Origin of the sequence: Streptomyces sp. SAI-135 (assembly GCF_029893805.1) — a bacterium.
Classification (GTDB): domain Bacteria; phylum Actinomycetota; class Actinomycetes; order Streptomycetales; family Streptomycetaceae; genus Streptomyces.
In genome coordinates this window covers 365,214-387,647 of the sequence record NZ_JARXYP010000001.1, presented here as the reverse complement: position 1 = coordinate 387,647, position 22,434 = coordinate 365,214, and the positions used below count along the sequence as shown (strand labels likewise).

At 66.2% G+C, this 22,434-nt stretch carries 15 protein-coding genes and 8 pseudogenes; 14 read left to right on the top strand and 9 right to left on the bottom strand.

From position 1 onward, the window contains the following. Nucleotides 1-241: 241 nt before the first annotated feature. Entirely contained in the window at nucleotides 242-487 is a 246-nt protein-coding gene (locus tag M2163_RS01885) for an alpha/beta hydrolase (RefSeq protein WP_280893148.1), read from the bottom strand. Here M2163_RS01885 and M2163_RS01880 point away from each other — a divergent pair. After that, a pseudogene (locus tag M2163_RS01880) lies at nucleotides 398-926 on the top strand (WYL domain-containing protein); the annotation flags it as partial. The gene M2163_RS01885 and the pseudogene M2163_RS01880 sit on opposite strands and share 90 nt — an antisense overlap. Before the next feature lie 387 nt (nucleotides 927-1,313). Then, complete coding sequence (locus M2163_RS01875) at nucleotides 1,314-1,682, top strand: WhiB family transcriptional regulator (RefSeq protein ID WP_280893134.1); 369 nt, start codon at nucleotides 1,314-1,316, stop codon at nucleotides 1,680-1,682. A 295-nt stretch (nucleotides 1,683-1,977) separates the two neighbouring features. On the opposite strand, the gene M2163_RS01870 is transcribed toward M2163_RS01875, so the two are convergent. Together M2163_RS01870 and M2163_RS01865 are read right to left on the bottom strand one after the other, a co-directional pair. Continuing rightward, entirely contained in the window at nucleotides 1,978-2,325 is a 348-nt protein-coding gene (locus M2163_RS01870; RefSeq protein ID WP_280854835.1) for an STAS domain-containing protein, read from the bottom strand. Nucleotides 2,326-2,977: 652 nt separating this feature from the next. After that, complete coding sequence (locus M2163_RS01865) at nucleotides 2,978-3,103, bottom strand: hypothetical protein (RefSeq protein WP_280854836.1); 126 nt, start codon at nucleotides 3,101-3,103, stop codon at nucleotides 2,978-2,980. 349 nt (nucleotides 3,104-3,452) lie between these two features. Between M2163_RS01865 and M2163_RS01860 the strand changes: the two are divergent. Together M2163_RS01860 and M2163_RS01855 are read left to right on the top strand one after the other, a co-directional pair. Next, a pseudogene (locus tag M2163_RS01860) lies at nucleotides 3,453-3,786 on the top strand (aminoglycoside phosphotransferase); the annotation flags it as partial. Between the two features lie 918 nt (nucleotides 3,787-4,704). Next, a complete protein-coding gene (locus tag M2163_RS01855) occupies nucleotides 4,705-5,856 on the top strand; it encodes an NAD(P)-dependent oxidoreductase (protein ID WP_348541527.1) in 1,152 nt (383 codons plus the stop codon). Nucleotides 5,857-5,914: 58 nt separating this feature from the next. Here the strand turns inward: M2163_RS01855 and M2163_RS01850 are convergent, their stop codons facing one another. Continuing rightward, nucleotides 5,915-6,037 (bottom strand): hypothetical protein, encoded by a 123-nt coding sequence (locus M2163_RS01850; protein WP_280854839.1) that lies wholly within the window; start codon nucleotides 6,035-6,037, stop codon nucleotides 5,915-5,917. A gap of 47 nt (nucleotides 6,038-6,084) precedes the next feature. On the opposite strand from M2163_RS01850, the gene M2163_RS01845 reads away from it, so the two are divergent. Further along, a complete protein-coding gene (locus M2163_RS01845; protein WP_280854840.1) occupies nucleotides 6,085-6,273 on the top strand; it encodes a hypothetical protein in 189 nt (62 codons plus the stop codon). Between the two features lie 97 nt (nucleotides 6,274-6,370). Here the strand turns inward: M2163_RS01845 and M2163_RS01840 are convergent. Then, a pseudogene (locus M2163_RS01840) lies at nucleotides 6,371-7,186 on the bottom strand (IS5 family transposase). Nucleotides 7,187-7,577: 391 nt separating this feature from the next. Here M2163_RS01840 and M2163_RS01835 point away from each other — a divergent pair. The 4 genes and pseudogenes from M2163_RS01835 (at nucleotide 7,578) to M2163_RS01820 (ending at nucleotide 11,339) form a co-directional block, all read left to right on the top strand. Continuing rightward, nucleotides 7,578-8,336 (top strand): SMI1/KNR4 family protein, encoded by a 759-nt coding sequence (locus M2163_RS01835; protein WP_280892943.1) that lies wholly within the window; start codon nucleotides 7,578-7,580, stop codon nucleotides 8,334-8,336. A 51-nt stretch (nucleotides 8,337-8,387) separates the two neighbouring features. Next, nucleotides 8,388-9,196: pseudogene (locus M2163_RS01830) on the top strand (IS5 family transposase). Between the two features lie 482 nt (nucleotides 9,197-9,678). After that, a complete protein-coding gene (locus tag M2163_RS01825) occupies nucleotides 9,679-10,191 on the top strand; it encodes a MarR family transcriptional regulator (protein ID WP_280854843.1) in 513 nt (170 codons plus the stop codon). Between the two features lie 11 nt (nucleotides 10,192-10,202). Further along, complete coding sequence (locus M2163_RS01820; RefSeq protein WP_280854844.1) at nucleotides 10,203-11,339, top strand: glucose 1-dehydrogenase; 1,137 nt, start codon at nucleotides 10,203-10,205, stop codon at nucleotides 11,337-11,339. A gap of 296 nt (nucleotides 11,340-11,635) precedes the next feature. Here the strand turns inward: M2163_RS01820 and M2163_RS01815 are convergent. Next, nucleotides 11,636-12,384: pseudogene (locus M2163_RS01815) on the bottom strand (transposase family protein). A gap of 355 nt (nucleotides 12,385-12,739) precedes the next feature. On the opposite strand from M2163_RS01815, the gene M2163_RS01810 reads away from it, so the two are divergent. After that, complete coding sequence (locus tag M2163_RS01810) at nucleotides 12,740-13,930, top strand: IS110 family transposase (protein ID WP_280854845.1); 1,191 nt, start codon at nucleotides 12,740-12,742, stop codon at nucleotides 13,928-13,930. Nucleotides 13,931-14,390: 460 nt separating this feature from the next. Here M2163_RS01810 and M2163_RS01805 read toward each other — a convergent pair whose 3' ends face one another. Together M2163_RS01805 and M2163_RS01800 are read right to left on the bottom strand one after the other, a co-directional pair. Next, nucleotides 14,391-15,191: an alpha/beta hydrolase gene (locus M2163_RS01805; protein ID WP_280854847.1), complete on the bottom strand. Its 801-nt coding sequence runs from the start codon at nucleotides 15,189-15,191 to the stop codon at nucleotides 14,391-14,393. A gap of 725 nt (nucleotides 15,192-15,916) precedes the next feature. Further along, a pseudogene (locus M2163_RS01800) lies at nucleotides 15,917-17,064 on the bottom strand (IS256 family transposase); the annotation flags it as partial. A 949-nt stretch (nucleotides 17,065-18,013) separates the two neighbouring features. Here M2163_RS01800 and M2163_RS01795 point away from each other — a divergent pair. The 4 genes and pseudogenes from M2163_RS01795 to M2163_RS01780 all read left to right on the top strand — a co-directional run. Beyond that, the gene (locus M2163_RS01795) at nucleotides 18,014-18,370 is read left to right on the top strand and encodes a beta/gamma crystallin domain-containing protein (RefSeq protein ID WP_348541520.1); all 357 of its coding nucleotides are present in this window, start codon (nucleotides 18,014-18,016) and stop codon (nucleotides 18,368-18,370) included. A gap of 12 nt (nucleotides 18,371-18,382) precedes the next feature. Then, nucleotides 18,383-18,559: pseudogene (locus M2163_RS01790) on the top strand (IS630 family transposase); the annotation flags it as partial. 62 nt (nucleotides 18,560-18,621) lie between these two features. After that, nucleotides 18,622-20,139 (top strand): FAD-dependent monooxygenase, encoded by a 1,518-nt coding sequence (locus M2163_RS01785; RefSeq protein WP_280854848.1) that lies wholly within the window; start codon nucleotides 18,622-18,624, stop codon nucleotides 20,137-20,139. A 219-nt stretch (nucleotides 20,140-20,358) separates the two neighbouring features. Continuing rightward, nucleotides 20,359-20,547: pseudogene (locus tag M2163_RS01780) on the top strand (hypothetical protein); the annotation flags it as partial. A gap of 129 nt (nucleotides 20,548-20,676) precedes the next feature. On the opposite strand, the gene M2163_RS01775 reads toward M2163_RS01780, so the two are convergent. Continuing rightward, nucleotides 20,677-22,320 carry a serine hydrolase gene (locus M2163_RS01775; RefSeq protein ID WP_280892942.1) on the bottom strand — a complete coding sequence of 548 codons (1,644 nt, stop codon included), beginning with the start codon at nucleotides 22,318-22,320 and terminating at the stop codon, nucleotides 20,677-20,679. Nucleotides 22,321-22,434: the final 114 nt, after the last annotated feature.

The following is a 22,434-nucleotide window of genomic DNA, read 5'->3' as shown; positions in this document are numbered from 1 at the left end:
AATCCAGTTCGTGCTACCCGATCGCCAGCGGAGGAACCGCATCCGCTCTGTCACCAGCCGAAAACCGCTGCGTCCTCCGGGGCGGGGCATCACTCGACCAGAGGCGGGCGCAGCCCCTGACTCCTAGCCCGGCCCAGCCCAAACCCAAGGCGCCCAGGCTGAGCGTCCGAACATGCCGTGCGCAGCTCACCAGCGATTACGCGCGAGACAGCCCGCCTGTACGGCCGGTCTTGCTGTGCCGTCATTTCGTGATCGCTCGGTTCGTTTCTTCGGGCTTTGCCTGCTGGATCCGGTGGCCGCAGTCCATGCTGACCACTTCCCCGTTGGGGACGAACTCGGTCAGATTCTCGGACCTCGCGACCAGGTCCCGGTAGTCGCCGTAGATCATGAGGGTGGGGACGAAGTCCAGAACGCGGTGGTCCGCGGCGTCCAGGTGCGGCTCGGCTACGTTGACGGCCAAGGCGCCGAGACGCGCAGAACCGTCCATCCGCTGGGCATCGTCGCAAAGGGTCCGGCCTGGTACCTCGTCACCCATACCGAGGCCGGCCGGCGGACCTTCCGGGATCGACCGCGTGTCGTCCGCCGATGCGACGGACGATCCGGTGAACCGGCCCGAGGACTTCGACCTCGCCAGGAGCTGGCGCGAGATCGCGGACGAGGTCGACCGCAGACGAACGCCTCTGGAGATCCAGGCCCTCTGCACACCCGACGGCATCGGCATACTCCGGATCGGACTCGGCGATCGACTCGAAGTGGGAGGCACCACGACCGACGGCCGCGTCGAGGTCGCCATCCGCGGACGCGACGCGTACACGCTCGCAGGCGAGCTCGCCGGACTGGTCGAATGGCTCGAGGTGACCGGCCCTCCGGGTGTGCGACACCACCTGGCCTCGATCGGCGACACGCTCGTCGAGCGCTACCGCTGAGACCGTCCCGAAACCCCGATCGTTGAGGCGCTCCCGGGGAAAGCGGTGTCCCGCACGAAGCGGAGTCCGACCTTGTGACCTTGCCCAGCGGCAAAAGTCTCGGCCTGATCCCGGTGAAGCCCCGGACAACACCGCCACCTTCCGACCGTGCCATGACCGCTTCGACTACCCGGTAAAGCCGGAGCGGGCCGAGATGTGCGCCGCGATCCAGCGACGGATCAGCACCGTGCGGGCGAGGCACCGCTCCGGCGTTGCCCGGCTGCTCCGCCACCTGTTGAGACGCCAAGCACCACCGACCCCAGCCGTGCCCCTGTCACCCGAGTGTTTTGCCGTCACTCCGTGATCTCCTGCGCCCCGTGTTCGTGCCGTACCGTGGTTGGACTGAGCCTGCCGGGGGAGGGCAGGGGGCCGAACCAGGGAGAGGACGGCATCGGGGTGGCCGGGGATGATCAGGACTGGAGTGAGTACGCGGCCTGCCGAACCGCCGATCCCGACGAGCTGTTCGTCGAAGGCGCGGCGCAGAACAAGGCCAAGGCCATCTGCACCGGCTGCCCGGTGCGCACCGAGTGCCTTGCCTACGCCCTCGACCTGCGCATTGAGCACGGCATCTGGGGTGGGATGACCGAGCGCGAACGGAGGGCTCTTCTACGGCGGCGCCCTCTGGTCACGTCCTGGCGCCGCGTGTTCGAGGCCGCTCGATCGGAACATGAACAGACCGCCGGTGCCAAGGACGAAGAGTGGCCCGCCACCGGATGACGGATGGCCGCCGCCGGTACATCGGTCCGTCCAGCTGGCCGCAGGTCATGACCGGGGGGCGGCGAGTAGGAGGGCAGTCACGGTGACGCGGGCCTTCGCGCGGGGTGGCGGTGCGGTGTCGCTCGGGGATGGTGGCAGCAGGTCCGGTTGCCTGGCCTTCCATCGGCGCAGGGTGTTGATGCCGTCATGTGGGTGCCTGCCGGGGTTGGTTGGCGGCGGCTTGTGCTCTTAGACACACCGCGGAAGTCGGCTTCCGCGTTCGCGCGCTCGTGGAACTTGCTGCCGGTGGCGGGTGTCAGCCGCCGAAGACGGCTTCTGCATCGATGACCGCGTCATAGACCCGCAGAAGCTGATCCGCCCCGGTCATCTGAAGGACCCGCCGCAACGACGCGGGCACACACGCCAGTACGAGCAAGGCCCCGCCCGCATCCGCCTGTCGCCACGCTCCGATCAGCACGTTCAGCCCGGCGGAGTCGCAGAACGAGACCCCGGACAGGTCCAGCACGATGAAGCGGTCATCCCACGCGATCAGTTCCTCGAATTTTGGACGGAAGACCGGGGCGGACACGTAGTCCATCTCGCCGCTGACCCTCGCGACCAGGCAACGCCCGGAGGTAATCGTCTCGACGGAGGGATCAGCCACCACGTTCTCCCAACTGGCTCACTTGGAGCCCGGCGCGGGATCTCGACGAGAGCCTGGCGGTTCCCTGCCCCACCCCGGCCGTTCTACTCAGCCCTTCACCCCTGGGAATACACTCGCGCCAGCGATCAGTCCGCTGTGTAATCCCTGACGCGCTGACAATGACGTCCACGGAAGGTGACAAAGCCAAGCCCAATCTAAGCCGACCGAATTCGACCCTCTCGCATCGCCGGGAAACGGCTTAGGATTCCGCTCCGGAAACCCGGTTACCCGCCCGGTGACAGCGCAGGTGGGAGGCGTGTTCCGAGCCCGCGCCCGGCCCCCGCGCCTGCACGACAACCCACTCTCCGTCGGCCGGGCCCGCACTCCCGTAAGGACGTCGCTGGGGGGTTGCCCGCAAGCCCCCGCCCTCATTCCCGCAGCCATTTTCGAGGTGGGACGAACTCCCGCACGCCTAAAGGCCGCGAGGACGTCCCCGCGCGAGGGCTCCATGGAAGGGGAGCCGAACAGGTCGTCGCGCCGGCGGCCGTCGTCCCACGCCGACCACAGGGGCGGCGGCCGCCGGCGTCACTCTCCTGGCCGTCTACGGGTTCGGCCCCCCGCATGTCGGCGCCCGCTTGAGATATCTTCACCGCCGATTACGCCAGACGCCCAGTCACAGCACGACCGCCACCATGGCGCAGGCCACCACGACTGCCGCCACCGGCACTATGACCACCCGCACCCGTGCCATCCACTCCGCCAGGACACCCGCACGTCGCCCAGCACGCTCTTTCTGCACCGCGACCTCCGCGGCCCCAGCCAGACCGCAGAAGCCGAACAACTCGCCACACTGGGCACAGTCGCCATCCTCGCCCTGAAGCCAGTACGCGCCCGCCAATCGAGCAACGCCCGCCCCGGGCCCGTCCTTCGCCATGTCCCCGTTAACGATTGGCCCGGCATGGAGAAACGCGGGGCGCATCCACGAGAGAGCTGCCGCAACCCGCGATACCTGCTCCCGGAGGCTTAGAAAATGGGTTCTCGACGTCAGGTACTCGTGACCTACCAGCCGCCCGTATCGACCGCGGAGCAGGGCGGCCACGAGCTGCAGCCCGCGCTCGTCTTGGTCGGTGCGACTGGCATGCGGATCCGGGGACTGGCCAAGCTACGCGCGCTTTTCCAAGCACTGGACCGTGACGGCGTGGGTTCCCGGCGAGCCGCTGGACCGCGACTCGATGAGCCGAGGTGCTCATGCCGCTGACACACCGGCGGGATTTCTCCGGGCGCTGCATGTGGAGGCGCCCGGAGACGCCAATCAGTTCGGACTTCGGCGCTCACCTCAGGAAGTGCACGAACCAATTCGACCACTTCTTTGAAGCTGCCGTCCCCGACGACCTCGACGACCATGTCCGGGCCGTCCAGGATGATGCCGTCGCGGCGCCCGAGTGGGAGGGCCCGCCGGGTCGGGTGCGCGGTCACCTTCATCGCGGCCTTCCTCCGTGGATACCCCGGCCTTCAGTCCGAGGAGGAAACGAAGTTCCTGCGCAGCAGGGCAAGAGAAGTCGGTTCGCCGCCAGGGCGGACCGGCGTCTTTTGCCAAGAACCGGCGGTTTCCGCGGAGGGTGTGTTTCCACCTCGCCCCGCCCTCTATGGCGTGGGATGCAGCCGCCGCTGAGGACGAGGCGATCGACCCTCGGCACGCTGATCGCGGCAGTGGGCCCATGTTCGGATGACCGACGACGTCCCTGGCGACTTGGTGCTCGTCCTCGACCGCAGCGTGGTGCCGCACCCGTGGGAGGTCGCGCGGCTGGTCTGCGACTTCGACGCGGTGTGGGCGCGTGCCGGGAGTTGCCGGCCGGTCAGCATTGAGGGTCGCGTGTCATATGGACCACCTGCGGCTGCAACTGCGCGCCCCCAGCTCCACTCGGCAGGGTCATGTCTACCGCAGCCGCATCCTGTGCAGCACCTAGCCAGCGATGTCGTACGCGTACACCCGGTTTGGTGCCTGTTCGGGGCACATAGGTCTGCAGTGGCGTGGCCTACATGAGGGGTAAGAAGGACCAGCCCAGGCCGGCGGCGGCCGAGCTCGCCGCGAGCACCGGCACGGAATACCCCGCAGCCGCCGCCGGGGGGAGGCAGACCGTAGAGCATCATGGCCAGTAGGCCGGCGGTCAGCGGCTGTGACGGCCGTATGCGAAGGTCGAGGAGGCCGCCGACGATCGCGCCCGCGCCGAGTGCGGACTCGACGGTGCCGTAGCCCGTGCTGTCGTGGGCCTTGACGACAACGCTCGTCGGCAGGGGTAGTTGGGCGCCGAAGACCAGCAGGCCCTGCACCGCCCAGGCGGCGATGACGGCCCACACAGGAGCAGGATCAGGGTGCTGAAGCCCAAGGTGCCGGCGTTGATGCTGACGACGAGGCAAACACTGGCGACGGCCACCAGGGTGCCGCCCAGGGCGGGATGTGTTTGTAAGGCGGGTGCGCCCGTCTCGACTGCATCGCCAAGCACTGTGTCTTGCCTCACAGGTATGGACCTGTTGTTCTCAGTTGTTGGCGCCAACAGGAACGTGCAGAGCAGCGCGGCGCCTACCACGGCACTGCCGGACGCTGGCCCGCACCTATCCTGGACGGTCGCTTGTGCCAGTCGGACAAAGGAACAGACCATGCAAGTAGTCGCACTCATCGGCCTCGGGCGCATGGGGACCCCGATCTGCGCCAAGCTTGTACAGGCCGGCTACGCCGTCCGTGCTCACGACAGCCGTGAAGAGCTGAAGAGCTCAGCACACCGGGTCGGCGCAGTCTGGAACGACACTGCTGCGGGAGCTGCGTTCGACGCTGATGTCCTCATCACAGTCCTGCCCGATTCCGGCGCAGTAAATAAGTCCGTGGACCAGTCGGTGCTGAGTGTTCTTGCGGCAAATGCCGTGTGGATCGATATGACGAGCAACGCACCTCAGGAGGCTGCCCTTGCGCAGGAACGAGCGCGCGCCTGGTCCGTAGACGTCCTAGAGGCCCCGCTGGGCGGAAATCCGCAAGACGCCGCAGAGGGAAAACTGACGGTATTCACGGCCGGTGACCCCGACGTGGCCGAACGGTGCCGCTCCCTGCTGACAACCATTGCGGACCCGGAGAAGTTGCACTACCTCGGCGGCCCTGGGGCTGGGTACACAGCCAAACTCCTTGTGAACCTGCTGTGGTTCGGTCAGGCCATAGCCACCGCGGAGGCGCTGCTCCTGGCCAAGCGTGCAGGTATCGATCTCGTTGTACTGCGCGAAGTCCTGCAAGGCAGCGCCGCTGCGACTAGTTTCATCCGCCACGACCTGCCAGCTCTATTCGCTGGGGACTACTTGGCCTCATATGAACTCGACCGCATCCATGCCCAGCTCGACACCATCACCGCCTACGCACGAGAACTCGGCACGCCGCATGAGGTTGCCCAGACTGTGGAGCGTCTCCACAGGGAGGCACTCGACCGCTACGGAGCCGTGGCAGGCGAGCTATTGGGCGTGGCTCTCCTGGAAGAACGGGCCCAAGACCACCTACGAGCACAAAAGTGACCGACACCAGGGAGAAAATCTGGTTAAGACGATGTCTCAGTTGGCGATCGATCCATTCCTACAACTCGTACCAATTGCTCGGCACGCCAGGTTCTCCTGTCTGGATGAAGTCGAGAACGATGTCCGCGGCATGATCGATAGTCAGCGCGACGTCTGCGGTGAACGCGTACAGTTCGTCCATGATCACCACTTCGACCTCGGCGCCGGGGCCGCGGAATCATCGCCGACATGAAGGGACACCCCGCCATGGTTGTCGAAGAGGTGGAGGACAGCATGATCTGCTTTGAAGCCCAGAGCCAAGTAGGGGAGATCACCGTCTGGCCGCCGGATCTCAAGGTATCCCTGGCCGAGACCAGTACTGAGGGCCTTGATGTAGGCCATCAGTTCCTGGACGGTCGAGTGCCGTTCGAGTCCTGAGAACCATCCGGTCTCCAGTGCCGTCGCCGCCCACACCGCGCTCATTCCTGCCCCTCCCGTTCCCGTCACGCTACCTCGCCGTTCTCCCTGGCCGTCTTCACGGATGCCCGCTTTGTGTACACCGGCGGTAGCAGATGAGGGCACTGGCCAATCCAACGAAGGCGAGGAAGTGTTCAGCCTTCCGCTCGTAGCGACGATGCAGTCGACGGCAACCGTTCAGCCACGACATCGCGCGCTCAACCAGCCAGCGATGCCGCCCCAAAATGAGCCGACGACTCGACGCCGCGGCGAGCAATGCGAGGCACTATCTGTCGTCGCCGTAGCCAGTTGCACAAGTGGTCGAAGTCGTAGCCCTTGTCTGCGTGCAGTTTGGCCGGCCTTCGGCGGCGCGGCCCGAACCGGGAGCGAATCGGCGGTATGCCGCGCATGAGCGGGATCAGAGCCTGGCTGTCGTGGAGATTGGCACCCGGGATGCCCACGGGCAGGGGCAAGCCGTTGCGGTCGCAGATGACGTGAATCTTCGATCCCAGCTTGCCGCGATCGATCGGATTCGGTCCGGTCAAAAGCCCCCTTTGACCGCGCGCACGCTCGCTGAGTCGATCGCGCACCGCGACCAGTCCAACTCTCCGCTCGAGCCGAGCTGATCCAGGATGACGCGATGCGGTTTGGCCCACACTCGATCCATCGACCAGTACGTGAAGCGGTGATGGACCGTCTGCCAGGAGGCGGCGAAGACTGGAGGTAACTGACGCCAGGTGCACCCCGAGGTGGCTACGAAGATGATCGTGGCCGGCACCGCGCGGTCATCGCATCGACGACGGCCTCCACCCTGCACACGAGCTGGTGGCTGCGGCGCCACGTTCAGGAAGTTCTCCCACAACTCATCAGGCACGAGTCGTTCCACTATCCCCATACCGGAGTAACGACTCAACGCCAAGCCGGTGAAGAAAGGGTCGGCGCGGGACAGGGGGCAGAGCGGTGTGGTCCAGGAGTGCCGTCAGGTGCATCCGGCGGCATCCCCCTGATGGGACCGGATCTTCGCCAAGGAGTCTTGGTCGGCTGGCCGGCGCTTTCATGAGGTGGTCTGTCGCAGGCTGATCAGACACACAGAAAGTGGTTTGACCTGCGCCGACAGGACTTGGCGAGGTTCCTGTACGTTGCGAGGGAAAGAGCACTTTCCAGGCGAGAGAGCCTACAAGGTCGTACCCGTGTGTCCGACGTCCGTAAGAGGTCATAACACGATCTTGGGCGGCAGCCTCGAGACTACGTGATGTTGGGGCATGGGCTTCCCGTATGTTCGTGGCATGAGTGGCAGCTTCGACGTGGCCGAGGCTCTGGATGGCGGGGTCTGCAAACATGACCAGGCCTGGGCGTTCATCCGCAGCTTTGCTGCCGCTTGGGGCGAGCCCTTGGTCGGCGGCGACTCTCTTACGGCAGAGCTGGCTCGGGCCGAGGCGACGTTCGGTCGTTCGCTGCCAGCCGCGCTGCATAAGTTCTATGCACTCGTAGGGATCCGTCCCGACTTGGTCAGTAACCAGGACCCCTTGCTGCTGCCGCACGAGATGTTCGTGCACGACGAGTGCGGCGGTGTTCTCGTGTTCCGCAGCGAGAACCAGGGATGTGCCTTGTGGGGTGTGCGCCTTGCCGACCTTGGCCAGGAAGATCCGCCGGTGCTCGTTCTGGCACAGCACGATTGGGTGCCGTTCATGGATCGAGTGTCCCTGGCCTGCGTCGAACTCGTATTGAGCGAGGCGCTGTTCGGCAATGAGGGACGTCTGTATAACGCGTGCGAGCTGCCTGCTGACCTGCTTGGGAAGGTGCCGGAGCATTTTCAGCAAGTCCCGCTGCCGGACTACCCGATGTGGACGGGACCGGAGGATTCCCCCGTGCGTTGGTTCTCCGCGCCGGGCAAGCTGCTGCGGCAGGATGGCCTGGGCGTCCACAGCTGGCTCCATGCTCGGGGCCGCACCCGTGCCGATCTGGATGCGATCTGCGCGACCATCCCCGGACGGTGGTCCCTGGGATACACCGACTCAATGAGTTCTGAGCCTTTGCCCTTCTGAAATGTACTGGTCGGGCGTGACGGGTCTGGCAGCTCGACCGTTCGTGGTGGCGTGAGTACTCGGCCGTGGATCGTGGACGACGCGCTGTGGGCGCTGATCGAACCGCTGCTGCCGCCTTGGCCCGCTCGGTCACCGGGGCCGCGGCCAGTGGCGGACAGGCTCTGCCTGCAGGGCATCCTCTATGTCCTCTACAACGACATAGCCTGGCAACTCCTGCCCTTGGAGCTGGGCTTTGGCTCCGGACAGACGTGCTGACGGCGCCTGGAGCGCTGGCAGCAGGCCGGGGTCTTCGACCAGTTGCACCGCATCCTGCTCGCCGAGCTGAACGCGGCCGGCGAACTCGACTGGTTCCGCGCGTGCGTGGACGGCTCTCACGTCCGCGCGAAAAAGGGGGAGCCGCGACAGGCCCGTCGCCGGTCGACCGACGGAAGACGGGCAGCAAACACCACCTGATCTGCGACGGCAAGGGCAACCCGCTCCACGTCATCACCACCGCCGCCAACGTCAACGACATCACCCAGACCCTCGACCTGGTCGACGGCATCCCGCCCGTGGCCGGACGGCCCGGCCGACCACGCCGGCGACCCGAGTCCGTCCTGGGCGACAAGGCGTACGACTCCAAGGCCGTACGCCGACAGCTACGGCACCGCCCGATCCTTCCCGTGATCTCCCGAAAGGGCGCCCCAAACATCAAGGGCCTGGGCAAGCTCCGCTACGTCGTGGAATAGACCTTCGCTCTGCTCCTTCAGTTCAAACGCCTTGCCATCCGATGGGAACGACGCCTCGAACTCCACCATGCGTTCGTCTCGTTGGGCTGCAGCCTCATCGGCTGGAGGCGTCTCAAGAAGGCCAATTCATGATCGTGTTACGAGCTCTTATCCTGGATGAGGGTGTCCCATGGAGCTCAGGCGGCGGATCGCCAGGAGGTCGTTGAGACTGGAGGACCCTGCCACGACTGTGTGACCACAGAGGCCAGATTTCGGCCTCTTTCGGTGTATTCGCTCCCGCCTGATCCAGACACGCCTGATTGAAGCCGTTTGCGCCCCGGGACGGTGTCGCTCCCGACCCCGGTACCGAAACATGACGCGACAGCGCCCATGTCCCAGCGACCTGTCCGACGCGCGCTGAGAACTGGTCGGACCCACGGGCCGAGCGTAAGCGCCGGGGCCTGCAAACTGGCCGCCCCTCGAACGCGACCTGCGCCAGAACCATGGACACCATCCCTACGCCGACGCGCTGGCATCCCCTGGCGCTACCTGCCCCACGACTTCGCATCGCGGGGACCAGATTGGTTGCACCTGCATGCATCGAGAAAGCTTTCTCGATGAGCTATTCTCGAAGAGTGTTCGATCCCATCGAGGTACCGCCACCACCCGGCCCCGTCGTCGAGTTCGCTCAGCACGTCGGACGACTGCACTCGCTGCTGGACAGGGTCGTCGTGTCGGCTGCGGGTAGCTGCCACTTGTCGCGCGCAGAGTTCGACGTCCTCGTCGCACTCGCGGCGCAGTCCGACGGCCTTCGCCCGCGGCAGCTTTCGGAAGGTCTGCTGCTGACCACAGGCGGCCTGAGCAATATTCTCCGTCGACTGCAGCGTGAAGGTTACGTCGAACGCCAATTTGAGCCCTCGGACCGGCGAGGCCGCATGATCCGCATCACTGGTACGGGAATGGCGTTGGCGCGGGAAGCGACTTTTCGTGTCAATGCGAGTATTGAGCGACTGCTCGCCCCTATCGACCGCATGCACCTGGACCAGGCCAACGTGCACCTTCATCTGATACTGAGCGATCTCGGCGAGGACGGGCCAGTCCACCGGCTGCAAGGAAAGGTTCATCCTGCTCAGCAGGGCAAGCAGTAAAGGAAAAAAGAGTGCCTGTTTATCAAAAGCGTACGTACCATCTGGCATCGGAGTCCGCCGTACCTGACTACCTGGAACGGTGGGAGGCTCACATAGCGACGCTGGCCGAGTTCAACGTCGTGACACACGGGTTCTCCCGGGTGCCTGGAAACCCGAAGGCCGTCGTCGCCCTGGTCAGCTTTCAGGACGGAGACGACCCCCGCGCGGTCATCCGCGACTACATGGAAAGTGAAGGCTTCCGGCGCGACATGGCGGGCTTCGACATGTCGCAGATCGAACGGGTGGACACACTCCTCCTCGATCCCGTGGACACGGTCCAGGAGTTGTCCACAGCAGGCGGCGAGCACCGCAGCCGTCTGGCGCTTGGCGGGAGTGCACGGCTCGCAGGCAAGGTCGCACTCATCACCGGAGGCGCCCGCGGCCAGGGCGAGGCCGAAGCACGTCGGTTCGCCCGCGAGGGCGCGATCGTCTACCTGTGCGATCTTCTCGCCGAACAGGGCGAGAAGGTTGCCGAGGAGATCCGCACGGCTGGGGGCAAGGCTCACTTCAAAGTGCTCGATGTCACCGACCCTGCGCAATGGAACCGGGTGATCAGTGAGATCGAAGCGGAGACAGGTCGCCTCGACATCCTCATCAACAATGCCGGGACCAATGTCCGCCATTCACTCACCACCACTTCGTTCGAGGCGTGGAACAGCATCCTCGACGTCAATCTGACGGGACAGTTTCTCGGTATGCAGGCCTGCGCGCCCTTGATGGAGCGGACGGGCGGCGGAAGCATCATCAATATCGGATCCACGGCAGGAATAATGGGTCATCCTGTCGCCGCATACTCCTCCTCCAAGTGGGGAGTGCGAGGGATGACCAAGTCCGCGGCCATCGATCTCGCCACGAAGGGGATTCGGGTCAACGCCATGCATCCGGGCGTGGTCGACACCCCGATGATGGATTCGGGAAGCACCCTATTCAAGAGTCTGGTGAGCATGACTGCCCTCGGCCGTGCGGCAGACGCGGACGAGATGGCTTCGGCCGCACTTTTCCTCGCAAGCGATGACTCCAGCTTCGTGACCGGAATCGACTTGCCGGTCGACGGAGGTTTCAGCGAACTCGCTGCCTATGGTGAGATCTGGAACAGAATCAACAGCTGACCACCGTTTCCTCACCTCGATTCTCCGTGAGGGCCCGTCACCTTGCTATCGGGCCCTCACGCTTGTTCGAGCCGGAAATTCTATGAATGGGCAGACCGGTTGCACTACTGACGCACCGGGTAGACGCCCAATTCACAGCTCCGGCCCTCGTGGTGCTGCTCGAAGGACGGAGTGCAGCTGGTCAGCCTGGGTGCGGGAGTGCTTCGAGCCAGCCAAGGCCGTCTGTGAAGACGCCGGTCCAGTGCCGGTGCTGTTCCGAGGCGCAGGCGGCCTCCCCGTTTCAACACTGAGGTCTTTCAGCGTTGCCTCTCCAGGGTGAGACAGCTTTGGCGATGACGGGCATGCGGTTCGGGCTGATGCGGGATCTGCGGAAGATCTGCCAGGACTTCAGCCGTGCCATGCCGCGTTCGACCGGTGCCCGAGCTGCAGCCGGGGCCCGATTGACGGTGCGCTGGGTGAGGGTGAGCTCGCCGCCTGGTGGCCGCTTGAGTCCGGTGGTGACCCAGGGGCCGGCGCACTGGTAGGCGCGGTCGGCGAGGATCGGGACGCCCTAACGCTCGCAGATCCGGATGATGCGGTGGAGGCGGGCTGCGGTCAGGTCGTGGGTGCGGCCCGGCAGCGCGGGAGAAATCCACAGCACCTCGCCCGCGGGGTAGGTGACGACCTGGACGTTCACTCCATGTCGGCGGTGCTTGGCTGAGTAATCGGCCCGGCTGTCGCCGACGCGGTCGCATTCGGCGAGAGCTCCGTCCAGCCAAACGAACTCCGGATCACGCTCGCGCAGAGTCTTGAGCAGGCCCGGCGCGCGGCCGGCGAGCAGGCCGGTGACGCCGGTGACGTACGCGTGAGCGGTGCCGACGGATATCCCGAAACCGGCCGCGATCCGAGCGAGGGTGTCGTGGCGGCGCAGGTACACCAAAGCGATGAGCGCCCGCTGGTGCGGCGGGAGTTTGCACCTGCGGTCACCCTCACGGGTGACGACGAGCATCGTGACCCACTCGACGAGGGCATGCGGGAGGTCGAGTGCGGCAGGATAGGGAGCCAACAGGGCTCCTTTGCCGATGGTTTGAGACTTCGAACACCTCCACCAACGGCACGGGAGCATTGTGCGTTGCGGTCCTCCCCTCGACCTGACCGGCGTCACCCGATCAGTGGTCCCGTTGAAAACGCTCCCTACGTTGTTCTGCGGGATGTGGTGAGCTCCTCGTACGGTTGACCCGCCCAGGGGCGCCGGGTGTGGTTCAAAACGCTCTGCCGTATGTGGCTTTCAGTGATTGGCCGCCCAGCGCCCCACGACGAATCGGCTGCCAATTAGGAATTGCGAATGATCGCTGAGTAGGGAATCGACAGCGAGGTCGTCCGTCGGGAAGCGCCCGCAGCACACCGCACGGAGGCACCACATGGCCATGATCTGGGCCGGCATTGATGCAGGCAAGACCCATCATCACTGCGTCGCGATCGACGAGAGTGGCCACCGGCTGCTGTCCCGACGCGTCGCCAACGACGAACCCGAACTTCTCGAACTCCTCACTGACGTCCTGGCCTTGGGAGAGGAGGTGGCCTGGGGCATTGACCTGGCCGACGGCGGGGCCGCTCTGGTCATCACGCTCCTGTTCAACCACGCTCAGCCGGTGCACTACATCTCCGGCCGGGCCATCCACCGCGCCTCGGAGAGCTACCGCGGCGAGGGCAAGACCGACGCCAAGGACGCAGCTGTCATTGCGGACCAGGCCCGCATCCGCCGCGATCTGCACCTCTTACGTGCCGACGACGAGACTGTCACCGACCTCAAGATCCTCACCGGCCGTCGAACGGACCTGGTCGCCGACCGCACCCGCACCGTCAACCGGCTCCGCGCCCAACTGACCGGCATCTTCCCGGGCCTGGAGCGGGCACTGGACCTCACCAACACCGGCCCGCTCATGCTGCTGACCGGCTACCAGACCCCAGCCTCCCTGCGCCGGGCAGGCAAAAAGCGGCTCGAGACCTGGCTGCGCAACCGCAAGGTCCTGCGCGCCGACCAGCTCGCCGAGACCGCTCTGGAGGCTGCCGGACGCCAGTACACCAGCCTGCCCGGCGAGAAACTCACCGCTCAGATGGTGCACACACTCGCGCAGGAAGTGACGGCCCTCAACCAACAGATCGCCGAGCTCGACAAGGCGATCGAGGCCTGTTTTCGCGAACATCGGGACTTCGAAGTGATCACCAGCATGCCCGGCCTGGGGGTCATCCTCGGCGCCGAGTTCCTGGCCGCGACCGGCGGCGACATGACCGCCTTCGGCACCGCAGACCGCCTCGCCGGCTTCGGTGGCGTCGCACCTGTTCCCCGCGACTCCGGCAAGATCAGCGGCAGTCTTCGCCGGCCACGGCGCTACAACCGCGGACTCCAACGCGTCTTCTACATCTCTGCCTTGTTCAGCATCCGCCACTGCGATGAGTCCCGCCGGTTTTACGAACGCAAGCGAGCCGAAGGCAAGCGTCACATCCAGGCCGTCCTCGCCCTGGCCCGCCGCCGCGTCAACGTCCTGTGGGCCCTCCTGCGCGACGAACGGACCTACGAACTCATGCCACCCACCGCGCACGCGGCTTGACAGACAGCATTAGGAATCACTGTAGTCGGCCAGAGTTTAACCTCGTGCTTTAGCGAGGTGAGGCGTCCGAGGCTTTATCAATTAAGCGGAGAGCGCTCCAGGTCAAGAAGCATATCGGGCCGTACCCCGCGTCGTGCTGCTCAACCCCACCATTTCCCGCGTCACCACCGCTCCCCGCATACCCGGGCCGCGATGGACATGCGCCGCATCGTCGAAGCCACGTCAGTCGGTACGGACGCAGGCCATCCGATCCCTCAAGAAGTGGGGGAGCTCAGCGGACCCCGTCGCTCATTTCGTCAGCAGTTGCCAGTCCCGCTGCCGCCTCGGCGGTCTGCCGACGCGGCAGCGGGTGGGCGGCGTAGACAAGACCGCGGGCTGGGTCTTGTCTACGCCACGGCACTCGCCCGGCGCTTGGAGAAGCGTCCGGCCTGGAATGTGTCGTGTCCTGTCAAATTCCGTTTCAGTTGGAGCCGTGGTCCGCATCCTCGATGATGTGCGTGACGGCGCCAGGGTGACTGACCATCACATCGTGGGAGGAGCCGACTCGCTCAATGTGCGCACCGGCCCGCTGGGACATGAACTGCTGCACGTTGGGCGAGATCGCGTGGTCCTGGGTGGTGATCAGGCTCCAAGAGGGCACCGTGCGGAACGCCTCAGCGGCACTGGGGTCGGTGACGGCCTTGGTGTTCGCCGGCCGCTGCGCGACCGCCATGTCGGCAGCGATGGTCGGATCGACGTCGCCGGCGAAGACCTCTCGGAAGTGGTCAGGGTCGATGGACACATCCGCACCGCCCGGAACGGGCGTCGTGATCAGCGGGATGGGCGACGAGGACCTGGCGGCCAGGTCGCCCACGGTCTCGCCCTGCACCGGGATGAAGCCGGCGACGTAGACCAGGGCCTTGACGTCGGGGTCCGATGCCGCGGCGTTGGTGATCACCGCGCCGCCGTAGGAGTGGCCGACCAGGATCACAGGGCCGTGGATGGTGGCCAGGTAGCTGGAGAGGTAGGCGGAGTCGCTGGTGAGCCCTTGCAGAGGGTTGGCGATGGCTCGCACGGGGTAGCCGTCGTGGCGCAGCCGCTCCACCACCTGGGACCAGCCGGAAGAGTCCGCCCATGCTCCGTGGACGAGGACGACGGTCGGCTTCGGCGAAGCAGCGGAACTCTCACCGCTCGCTGCCGCCACACCCGGGACCGCGGCGGCACCCAGCAGAGCGAGGGCGCCGGCGGCAATTGCGACGCGACGCGGGATACGGATTCGCATGATGAGTCCTTCAATTGGCTTGGTAATGGGGTCAGACGGGCCGGCGAGGTCTGCAACTGGCTGACCGGACTCGCTGATCCACGCTTGGTTCGACTCGGATGTCAGGGCATGTGCGGTTGCACCTGACAGCTGGATCGGGGCGGCGAGCGTCTCGCCATCCGATGAGCGGCGCCGCCCCGGAAGCTGTCCGTCAGTGGCCCCTCCGCGTCTTGGCCCTGGATGACCGGGGCATGGCTCCTGTTGAGGACGTCCCGCCCGCGGTACTGCCGGTCGGCGATCGACGCCGCAGATGCGCGACCCGCGACGGCCATCTCCCGCGCAACTCTGGGCTGCGCCGTCCTGTCGCAAGGGGCGCCTCCGGCGACACGGTCAGCTCGACACCGTAGGACATCTCGGCCAGATCGGTCGGCACCACATCCGGGAGACGGGTCTCAAGAGGGAGGGGCATGCAGAGAGTCCAAACGGAGGTAGAACGTTCTGTCTCCTACATTGAAAGCTCCCCGATCTCCATTGTCAAGACCGAATGTTCTATCTCGGCCGGGGCTCAGCAGCGACGGCTCGAACCTGGCGGGCGAGCCTCGGTGCGACTCGCGCCCCTTGACCCTCAGCAATGGCAGCACCTTGAGCCCGGCCAAGTGATCACCTGCACGAGGACCGATCCGTGGCCGGGACGGCAGTCGTCCTGGGGGTGTGTTCAGTCAACGGCTGATCTTGATTACTGAGGGTCAGTGGCTGGTGGTGGGGGTAAGGCGTCCTTCGGAGGCGATCTGGAAGGCGTTCAGTGGCGCCTTCCAACGCATCGTCCAGCGGCGCCGGCCCTTGCCAGTCGGGTCCAGGCTCATCAAAGCCATGTAGACGCACTTCAACGCGGCGGCCTCGTTCGGGAAGTGCCCGCGGGCCCGGACCGCCTTGCGGATGCGGGCGTTCACGCTCCCAATCCCGTTCGTGCTGCAGATGACCTTGCGGATCTCGACGTCGAAAGATTAGGAAGGGCACCATCTCGGCCCAGGCGTCGGACCACAGCTTGATCACGGCCGGATACTTGCTGCCCATGTCTCCGAGAACTCCAGGAACCGTTCGGTCGCGGCGGCCTCGCTCGGCGCGGTGTAGACGGGCTTGCGGTCCTTGGCGACCTTGTCCCAGTCCTGGCGGGCGAGTAGCGGATGCTGTTGCGAATCAGGTGAACGATGCATGTCTGGACGGCAGTTCGGGGCCAGACTGTCTCGACGGCGTCGGGCAAGCCCTTCAGTCCGTCGCAGACGAGCATGAGGACGTTCTCAATGTCGCGATTCTTGAGCTCGGTGAAGACCTGGAGCCAGTGCTTGGCGCCCTCGCCGCCGTCACCGGCCCAGATGCCGAGGATGTCGCGGGTGCCCTCGACGGTGACGGCTATCGCGACGTAGATGGGCCGGTTGGCGACCTTGCCATCGCGAATCTTCACGTTGATCGCCTCCACGAAGACGACCGGATAGACGCGATCGAGCGGTCGGGCCTGCCATTCCGCCATGCCCTTCATCACCGAGTCGGTGATTGTGGAGATGGTCTGCTTGGACACCTCCGCGCCGTACACCTCGGCCAGATGAGCCGATATCTCCCCGTGTGTGAGGCCCTTCGCGGACAGCGACAGCACCATCTCGTCCACGCCGGTCAGCCGGCGCTGCCGCTTCTTCACGAGCTGCGGCTCGAAGGTGCCGGCCGTGTCGCGGGGCACCTTCACCTCGACCGGGCCGACGTCGGTCAGCACGGTCTTCGAACAGGTGCCGTTCAGGGAGTTGCCGCTGTTCCGGCCTCCCGCGTCGTGCTTGTCATAGCCGACGTGATCGGTGATCTCGCCCTCCAGGGCGGACTCCAGCACCCGCTTGGTCAGCTGCTCGTCAGTGCCGATGTTGACCTCCTTGACCTGGAGGTTGTCGCGCACGGTGGCATAGCGGCCCTGCCGCGAGAGGGCGGCGCGTACTTCGGGTGATCCGGTGCGGAGCTTCTCGCCGATGATGTGGTCGCCGCCTCCGCGCATCAGCGCCCGGCGGTTGGTGGCGGAGGTGAAGCCTCGGTCGGCGACCCACACGACCTTCGAGAGCGTCCACTCGCGCAGGTCGTCGCGGACCTGGCGGCTGGAAGAACGGCAGGTCCGCTACGTGCTCGCCATCCTCAAGACCGAGGTGGAGCCGCTGCCGGACGGCCGCCCGCCAGGCCCGCGAGCAGTACGCCTTCGTGCCTGAGAAGGCCTTCGAGCGCTGCTCTTGCGCCGGGATCGCTGCCGCGGTGCCGCATAGCGAGGCCCTGAACGAACTGGCCTGGTTCGGCCACATGACGCAGGTCAGGGGGGCGCGGTCCGGATCAAAGACCCAGCAAGTAGCGCCTGCAAGCCTCCTGCCCTGAGGAAGATCGTGGTGCGAAGACGGCCCAGCGAGCCGAGGTCGGTTACCCACCCCGCAATCGTCGAGAGCTCCCTACGAGGTAGAACGTTCCGTATTGACAACGACCTGGAGCAAGTGACTTAATGAACAAGATCGAACGAACGCTCTTTCCCGTTGGATGTGGGTCCATGATTCTCCATCCCGAGCCCTCCTGCGTCGTGATGGTCAGCCATACCGGCTCAGTCGCGCGTGTGATCGAGGGCTGACCACGCCACAGAGTAAAACGCGTCCCAACGGGATATGGCCCGACTGGCCAGGCGCAGTAACTGGAAAGCGCCTCTGACTTCTGCGGAATAGGGACCTGAGTAATCCTCTGTCCTTGCTAGTCAGGGAGCCTTCTATTGAACTGACCGTGTTTCGAACGGCTCGCCTCATGAAAGCGCGGGCTGAGAAGTGGAATTTCCCATGAAGCGAAGTGTACGACGAGCAGTCCTGGCCGGACTGACATCCGCCGCGGTGATGGCATCCCTGACTATCGGCGCAGTAAGTGCGTCCGCCATTGATGGACCACGTGAGTGTGGGCCCGAGTTCTTGCAGGTCACCGTGCACCCGGCTGACAATGCCTCGTCGACGTATTGTTACGCCAACGCGGGGGAGGCGAGCCTCTATGGGTGGGCCACCCGGATCTCGACCGGGAACAACCGCGTCCAGTGGTACGGGGACGGGCGGTGGCAGCCGGAACAGCCCATCGGAAAGTGGACGGTGTTCACTTGGCCCAACCACCCGGGCGGGGTCTGGATATCGAAGATCAGGATTCTCTGAGAGAACGGTACTGACCTCAACCCCGTCGAGGGCGTGTGGGCACACATCAAACGCAGCCTTGCCGACCTCGCCGTCACGGCCCTCGACCGGCTCGAAGTCCTCGTCCGTAACCGGCTCAAGCGCCTGCAGTACAGACCTCACACCCTCGACGGCTTCATAGCGGGCACCGGCCTCACCCTGACGAGCTGAAGTCAGTAATGACCAGTGGTCATTACTGAGCATGTGATGCTCTCCACCAGGAGTTGAACCTCTTGTCCGCAACAGTTAAGGCATTACCCCAGGGATCCTCAGACTACCGGGTCCTGATCGCCGGAGCGGGCCCGGTCGGTCTCTGGCTCGCCCACGAACTCGCCCTCGCGGGCGTCTCCGTCCTCGTGCTGGAACGCGAAGAGCGGCGCAGCCCGCACTCCAAGGCCCTGGGCATCCAGCCGCGCACCGTCGAGGTGCTGGCCATGCGGAACCGGCACAAGGACGCCCTCGCCGCCGGCCGGCCCATCCCGAGCTGGCACTTCGGCATGCTCGAGTCCCGTATCGACTTCCGTTCGCTGCCGACCCCCTTCCCCTTCCTGCTGGTCCAGCCGCAGACGGTCACAGAGGAGCTGCTGGAGCGCTACGCCACGGAACTGGGCGCGGTCGTCCGGCGGGGACACGAGGTCACGTCACTGGTCCAGGACGGCTCGTCGGTCACCGTCCGCGTAAGCGGGCCCGAGGGTGTGTACGAGGTGAGCGCTCCGTACGTCGTCGGCGCGGACGGCGCGCGCAGCACCGTGCGCCGGGAAGCCGGCATCGATTTCCCGGGATCCGACACCTCGGCATACGGCTTCCTCGGCGAAGTGGTGCTCGACGACCCACCGCGAATCCCCGGCTTCGCCGCCCTCTCCGAGGCTGGCCGCCTCCTTGTGGTCCCGCTTCCGGGCGGCAGGTTCCGCGTCACCGGGTACGACCCGGCCAACCAGCGGCGCGACGTCCCTCTGACGCTGGACGAGCTGCGCGATGCCTCGCTGCGGATCGCCGGCACCGACTTCGGCATGCGCGACCCTATCTGGCTGTCCCGGTTCGGCAACGCGACCCGGCTGGCTGCCGCCTACCGCGACCACCGGGTGCTGCTGGCCGGGGACGCGGCCCACATCCACTGGCCGGCTGGCGGCGTCGGCCTGAACGTCGGGCTCCAGGACGCCATGAACCTCGGCTGGAAGCTGGCGGCGGTGGTCCAGGGGCGCGCTGACGCGGAGCTGCTGGACACCTACCACGCCGAACGCCACCCGGTCGGTGCGGAGCTGGCCGAGCACACCATGGCCCAGGGCGCTCTGATCACCGGGCTCACCGCGGACGTCACCGCGCTGCGCGGTCTGCTGAACGAGGCCATCGCCTCCGAACCCGCCTTCGCCGGGATGCTGGCCGGAAAGCTCTCCGGACTCGACACCGTTTACCGGCCCACCGCCACGGAAGCGCACCCTCTGACCGGCGGCCGTGCCCACGACCCCGAGGGCGAGGGGGTGCTCCCGCTGCTGTACGACGGGCGTGCGGTGCTCCTGACCATGGGTGACGAACCAATGGAGGCCGAGGTGGCCGAGCGGGCGGCGGCGGTCGGCATCTCCGTGCACCGAAGCCGGCTCGCCGAGACCGGCGGACCCGCGTGGTCCGTCGTCACGGCGGCGCTGATCCGGCCCGACGGTCGCGTCTGCTGGGCGACCGAACAGCCACGGGCCGGGGCGGAGTTCACAGCCGAGGTGAGCAAGGCACTGGACGGACTGCCGGTGATCTTCTGACGTCCGGTGCACGGCGGGAGCACCCGGCTTCGGTGCACGCCGAAGCCGCTACCCGCCGTGCACTGTCAGGACGCCGGACTGCTACCGCCGTGCACGGTCAAGACGCCCGACCGTTCTTGCAGGGCTATGGCCGGTCCAGGGCTTGGACATGAAGACAGGGGTGCTCTCCGAGCTGGGATGATGGGACTTCCTACGGTTCCACATCCAGGAGCATCGGTTTGGACCATGATGCACCGCCCGTCTCGCCCGCGACTACGAGACCCTCACCGCCAGCTCCGAAGCCGTGATCCACATCGCCCCGGTCGACAACCTCGCCAGGCGCGTAACGGACGAGGTGACACCACCTGGCGAGGGACTTACACACAAAGGTGGGTCAGCCCTGGTTGTCGTGTCCGGGGCGGGAGTTGAGCGTTCGATGCGATGTGGGGACAGAGGGCCGTGTGAAGCGCCGTTCGCGCTGCGGCAGCAGCGGCTCCAGGCGGCCCCACAGCTCATCCGACACGATCCACGCCGCGTTCGTACGGCCTTGCCCGTGGGCTAGTCGTTCCTTGTGAAGGTGCCGAGACCGCTCGTGTCGAGGTTCTCGACCCGGACCTTGTCGGCACGTCCGCCGGAGCCGACGGTGAAGGTCACGCCGGTCAGGCCGACGGCCGTTTCGCCGGTGGTGCGGTAGCTGAAGGTGTCACCGTCGTAGTGGGCCAGGGCGAACCGTTGCTTTTTGGGCCCGAGTTGCATGGTGAGTTCGTTCCCCTGGGCGCTGACGGTCAACGGGCCGTAGTAGTCATTGGCGTACGTTCCGGTGTAGGTGCTGTTTGCCTTGGCGGGTGCGGGCGAGGCCGGGGGCTTGCTGTAGTCGACCTGCGAGCGTTCCCCTTGCAGGGCCTGCTGGAAGAGCGGCCCGAGGAACTTCAGCCAGTCGACGGTCGGTCCGCCCGTCTGCGCGGTGTCGAGGAACGTGGTGGAGATTGCCTCGGGCACACCGATGGGTTCGCCGTTGGTCAGGACGACGATGCCGAGCTGTTCCGAGGGCAGCAAAGTGACGTTGGTGGCCGCCCCCAGCGCGAAGGCACCGGAGTGGCCGAGCTTCAGCCTGCCCTGGTCGTCGTAGCTCACGTTCCAGCCGAGCCCGTAGAACCCGGTCCTGCCCGCGGGCGAGTGCGGCGGCTCGGAAACCATGTGCGGCACGTGAGTCTCCTCCAGAGCGCCGGCGTCGACGACCTGCCGCCCCTCGAACTTTCCGTTGCCCATTTGCAGGCGCAGCCACTTCGTCATGTCCCGGACCGTGGAGCTGGCCCCGCCCGCCGGGCTCTGGGCGTCCGGGTCGCGCACGTACGCGGCACGCCAGGTGTCCCCGGTCTTCACATGCAGGGCGGCCTTGTTGCCCGCCTTCTCGTAGTCGGCGAACGAAGAGCTCGTGGAGTTCATCCCCAGCGGCCGGTACACCTTGTCGGCGGACAGCTTCTCCCAAGTGGTCCCTGCCGCCCGCGCGGTGGCGACGGCGGCTTCGGTCAGCCCGAAGTTGGTGTACGCGTAGTGGGCGCGGAAGGGGGCCAACGGCTCGTAACGCAGATGGTCCAGGATGTAGGAGCGGTCGTAGCCGAGGTCCTCCAGGAGGTCGCCGGCATGATCGGGCAATCCGCTGCGGTGTGAGAACAGGTCGGCCAGCGTGACATGGCGGCTGACCCACGGGTCCTTCAGCGCGAAGCCGGGGGTGTACTTCACGACCGGGTCGTCCCAGCCGACGGTCTTCTCGCCCACGGCCGCGGCGACCACGGTGGAGGCAAGGGGCTTGGAGACCGAAGCGAGCTGGAAGACCGTGTCCGCTCCGATCCGGTCCTTCGTGCCCACCTTCCGCACGCCGAACCCCTTCAGATACATCACCTTGTCGTCGTACACCACGCCCACGGCGACTCCGGGCACACCAGTGCGGTGCATGGCGTCCCGTACGACGTCGTCGAGCCGGCTCACCGCGGTCTCGACCTTGGCCCGGGTGAGCTGTGCCGGTGGCTGGGCGGGGGGAACGGTGGGCAGCGGCGACGTCCCGACGGCCGCGGGTCCCGCGACAGTGGTGTCAGCATCAGCCGCGGTACAGCCGACGGCCAGAGCCGCGACCAGGCCCAGTACCGCGGCGGAGCGAAGCGAGGGCGGGCATGCGCTGTCGAGTCGGGACATGTCTTCCATGGCAAGCCCTCCCCCCGGCGCCTGTCGCGTCCTGGCAGGCCGTTCGGGGGATCAGGCGGGCGCCGCGCCCCCCCGCACGGTGTACGTCGGCGTACCGGTCCTCGCCGCTTTGTC

Excerpts from the sequence above, each read along its gene's own strand:
- M2163_RS01795 (WP_348541520.1), top strand. The coding sequence starts at position 18,014 with ATGAAGCGAAGTGTACGACGAGCAGTCCTGGCCGGACTGACATCCGCC.
- M2163_RS01775 (WP_280892942.1), bottom strand. The coding sequence starts at position 22,320 with ATGGAAGACATGTCCCGACTCGACAGCGCATGCCCGCCCTCGCTTCGC.
- M2163_RS01845 (WP_280854840.1), top strand. The coding sequence starts at position 6,085 with ATGAAGGGACACCCCGCCATGGTTGTCGAAGAGGTGGAGGACAGCATG.
- M2163_RS01855 (WP_348541527.1), top strand. The coding sequence starts at position 4,705 with ATGCTGACGACGAGGCAAACACTGGCGACGGCCACCAGGGTGCCGCCC.
- M2163_RS01850 (WP_280854839.1), bottom strand. The coding sequence starts at position 6,037 with ATGGACGAACTGTACGCGTTCACCGCAGACGTCGCGCTGACTATCGAT.
- M2163_RS01805 (WP_280854847.1), bottom strand. The coding sequence starts at position 15,191 with ATGCGAATCCGTATCCCGCGTCGCGTCGCAATTGCCGCCGGCGCCCTC.
- M2163_RS01810 (WP_280854845.1), top strand. The coding sequence starts at position 12,740 with ATGGCCATGATCTGGGCCGGCATTGATGCAGGCAAGACCCATCATCAC.
- M2163_RS01885 (WP_280893148.1), bottom strand. The coding sequence starts at position 487 with ATGGACGGTTCTGCGCGTCTCGGCGCCTTGGCCGTCAACGTAGCCGAG.
- M2163_RS01835 (WP_280892943.1), top strand. The coding sequence starts at position 7,578 with ATGAGTGGCAGCTTCGACGTGGCCGAGGCTCTGGATGGCGGGGTCTGC.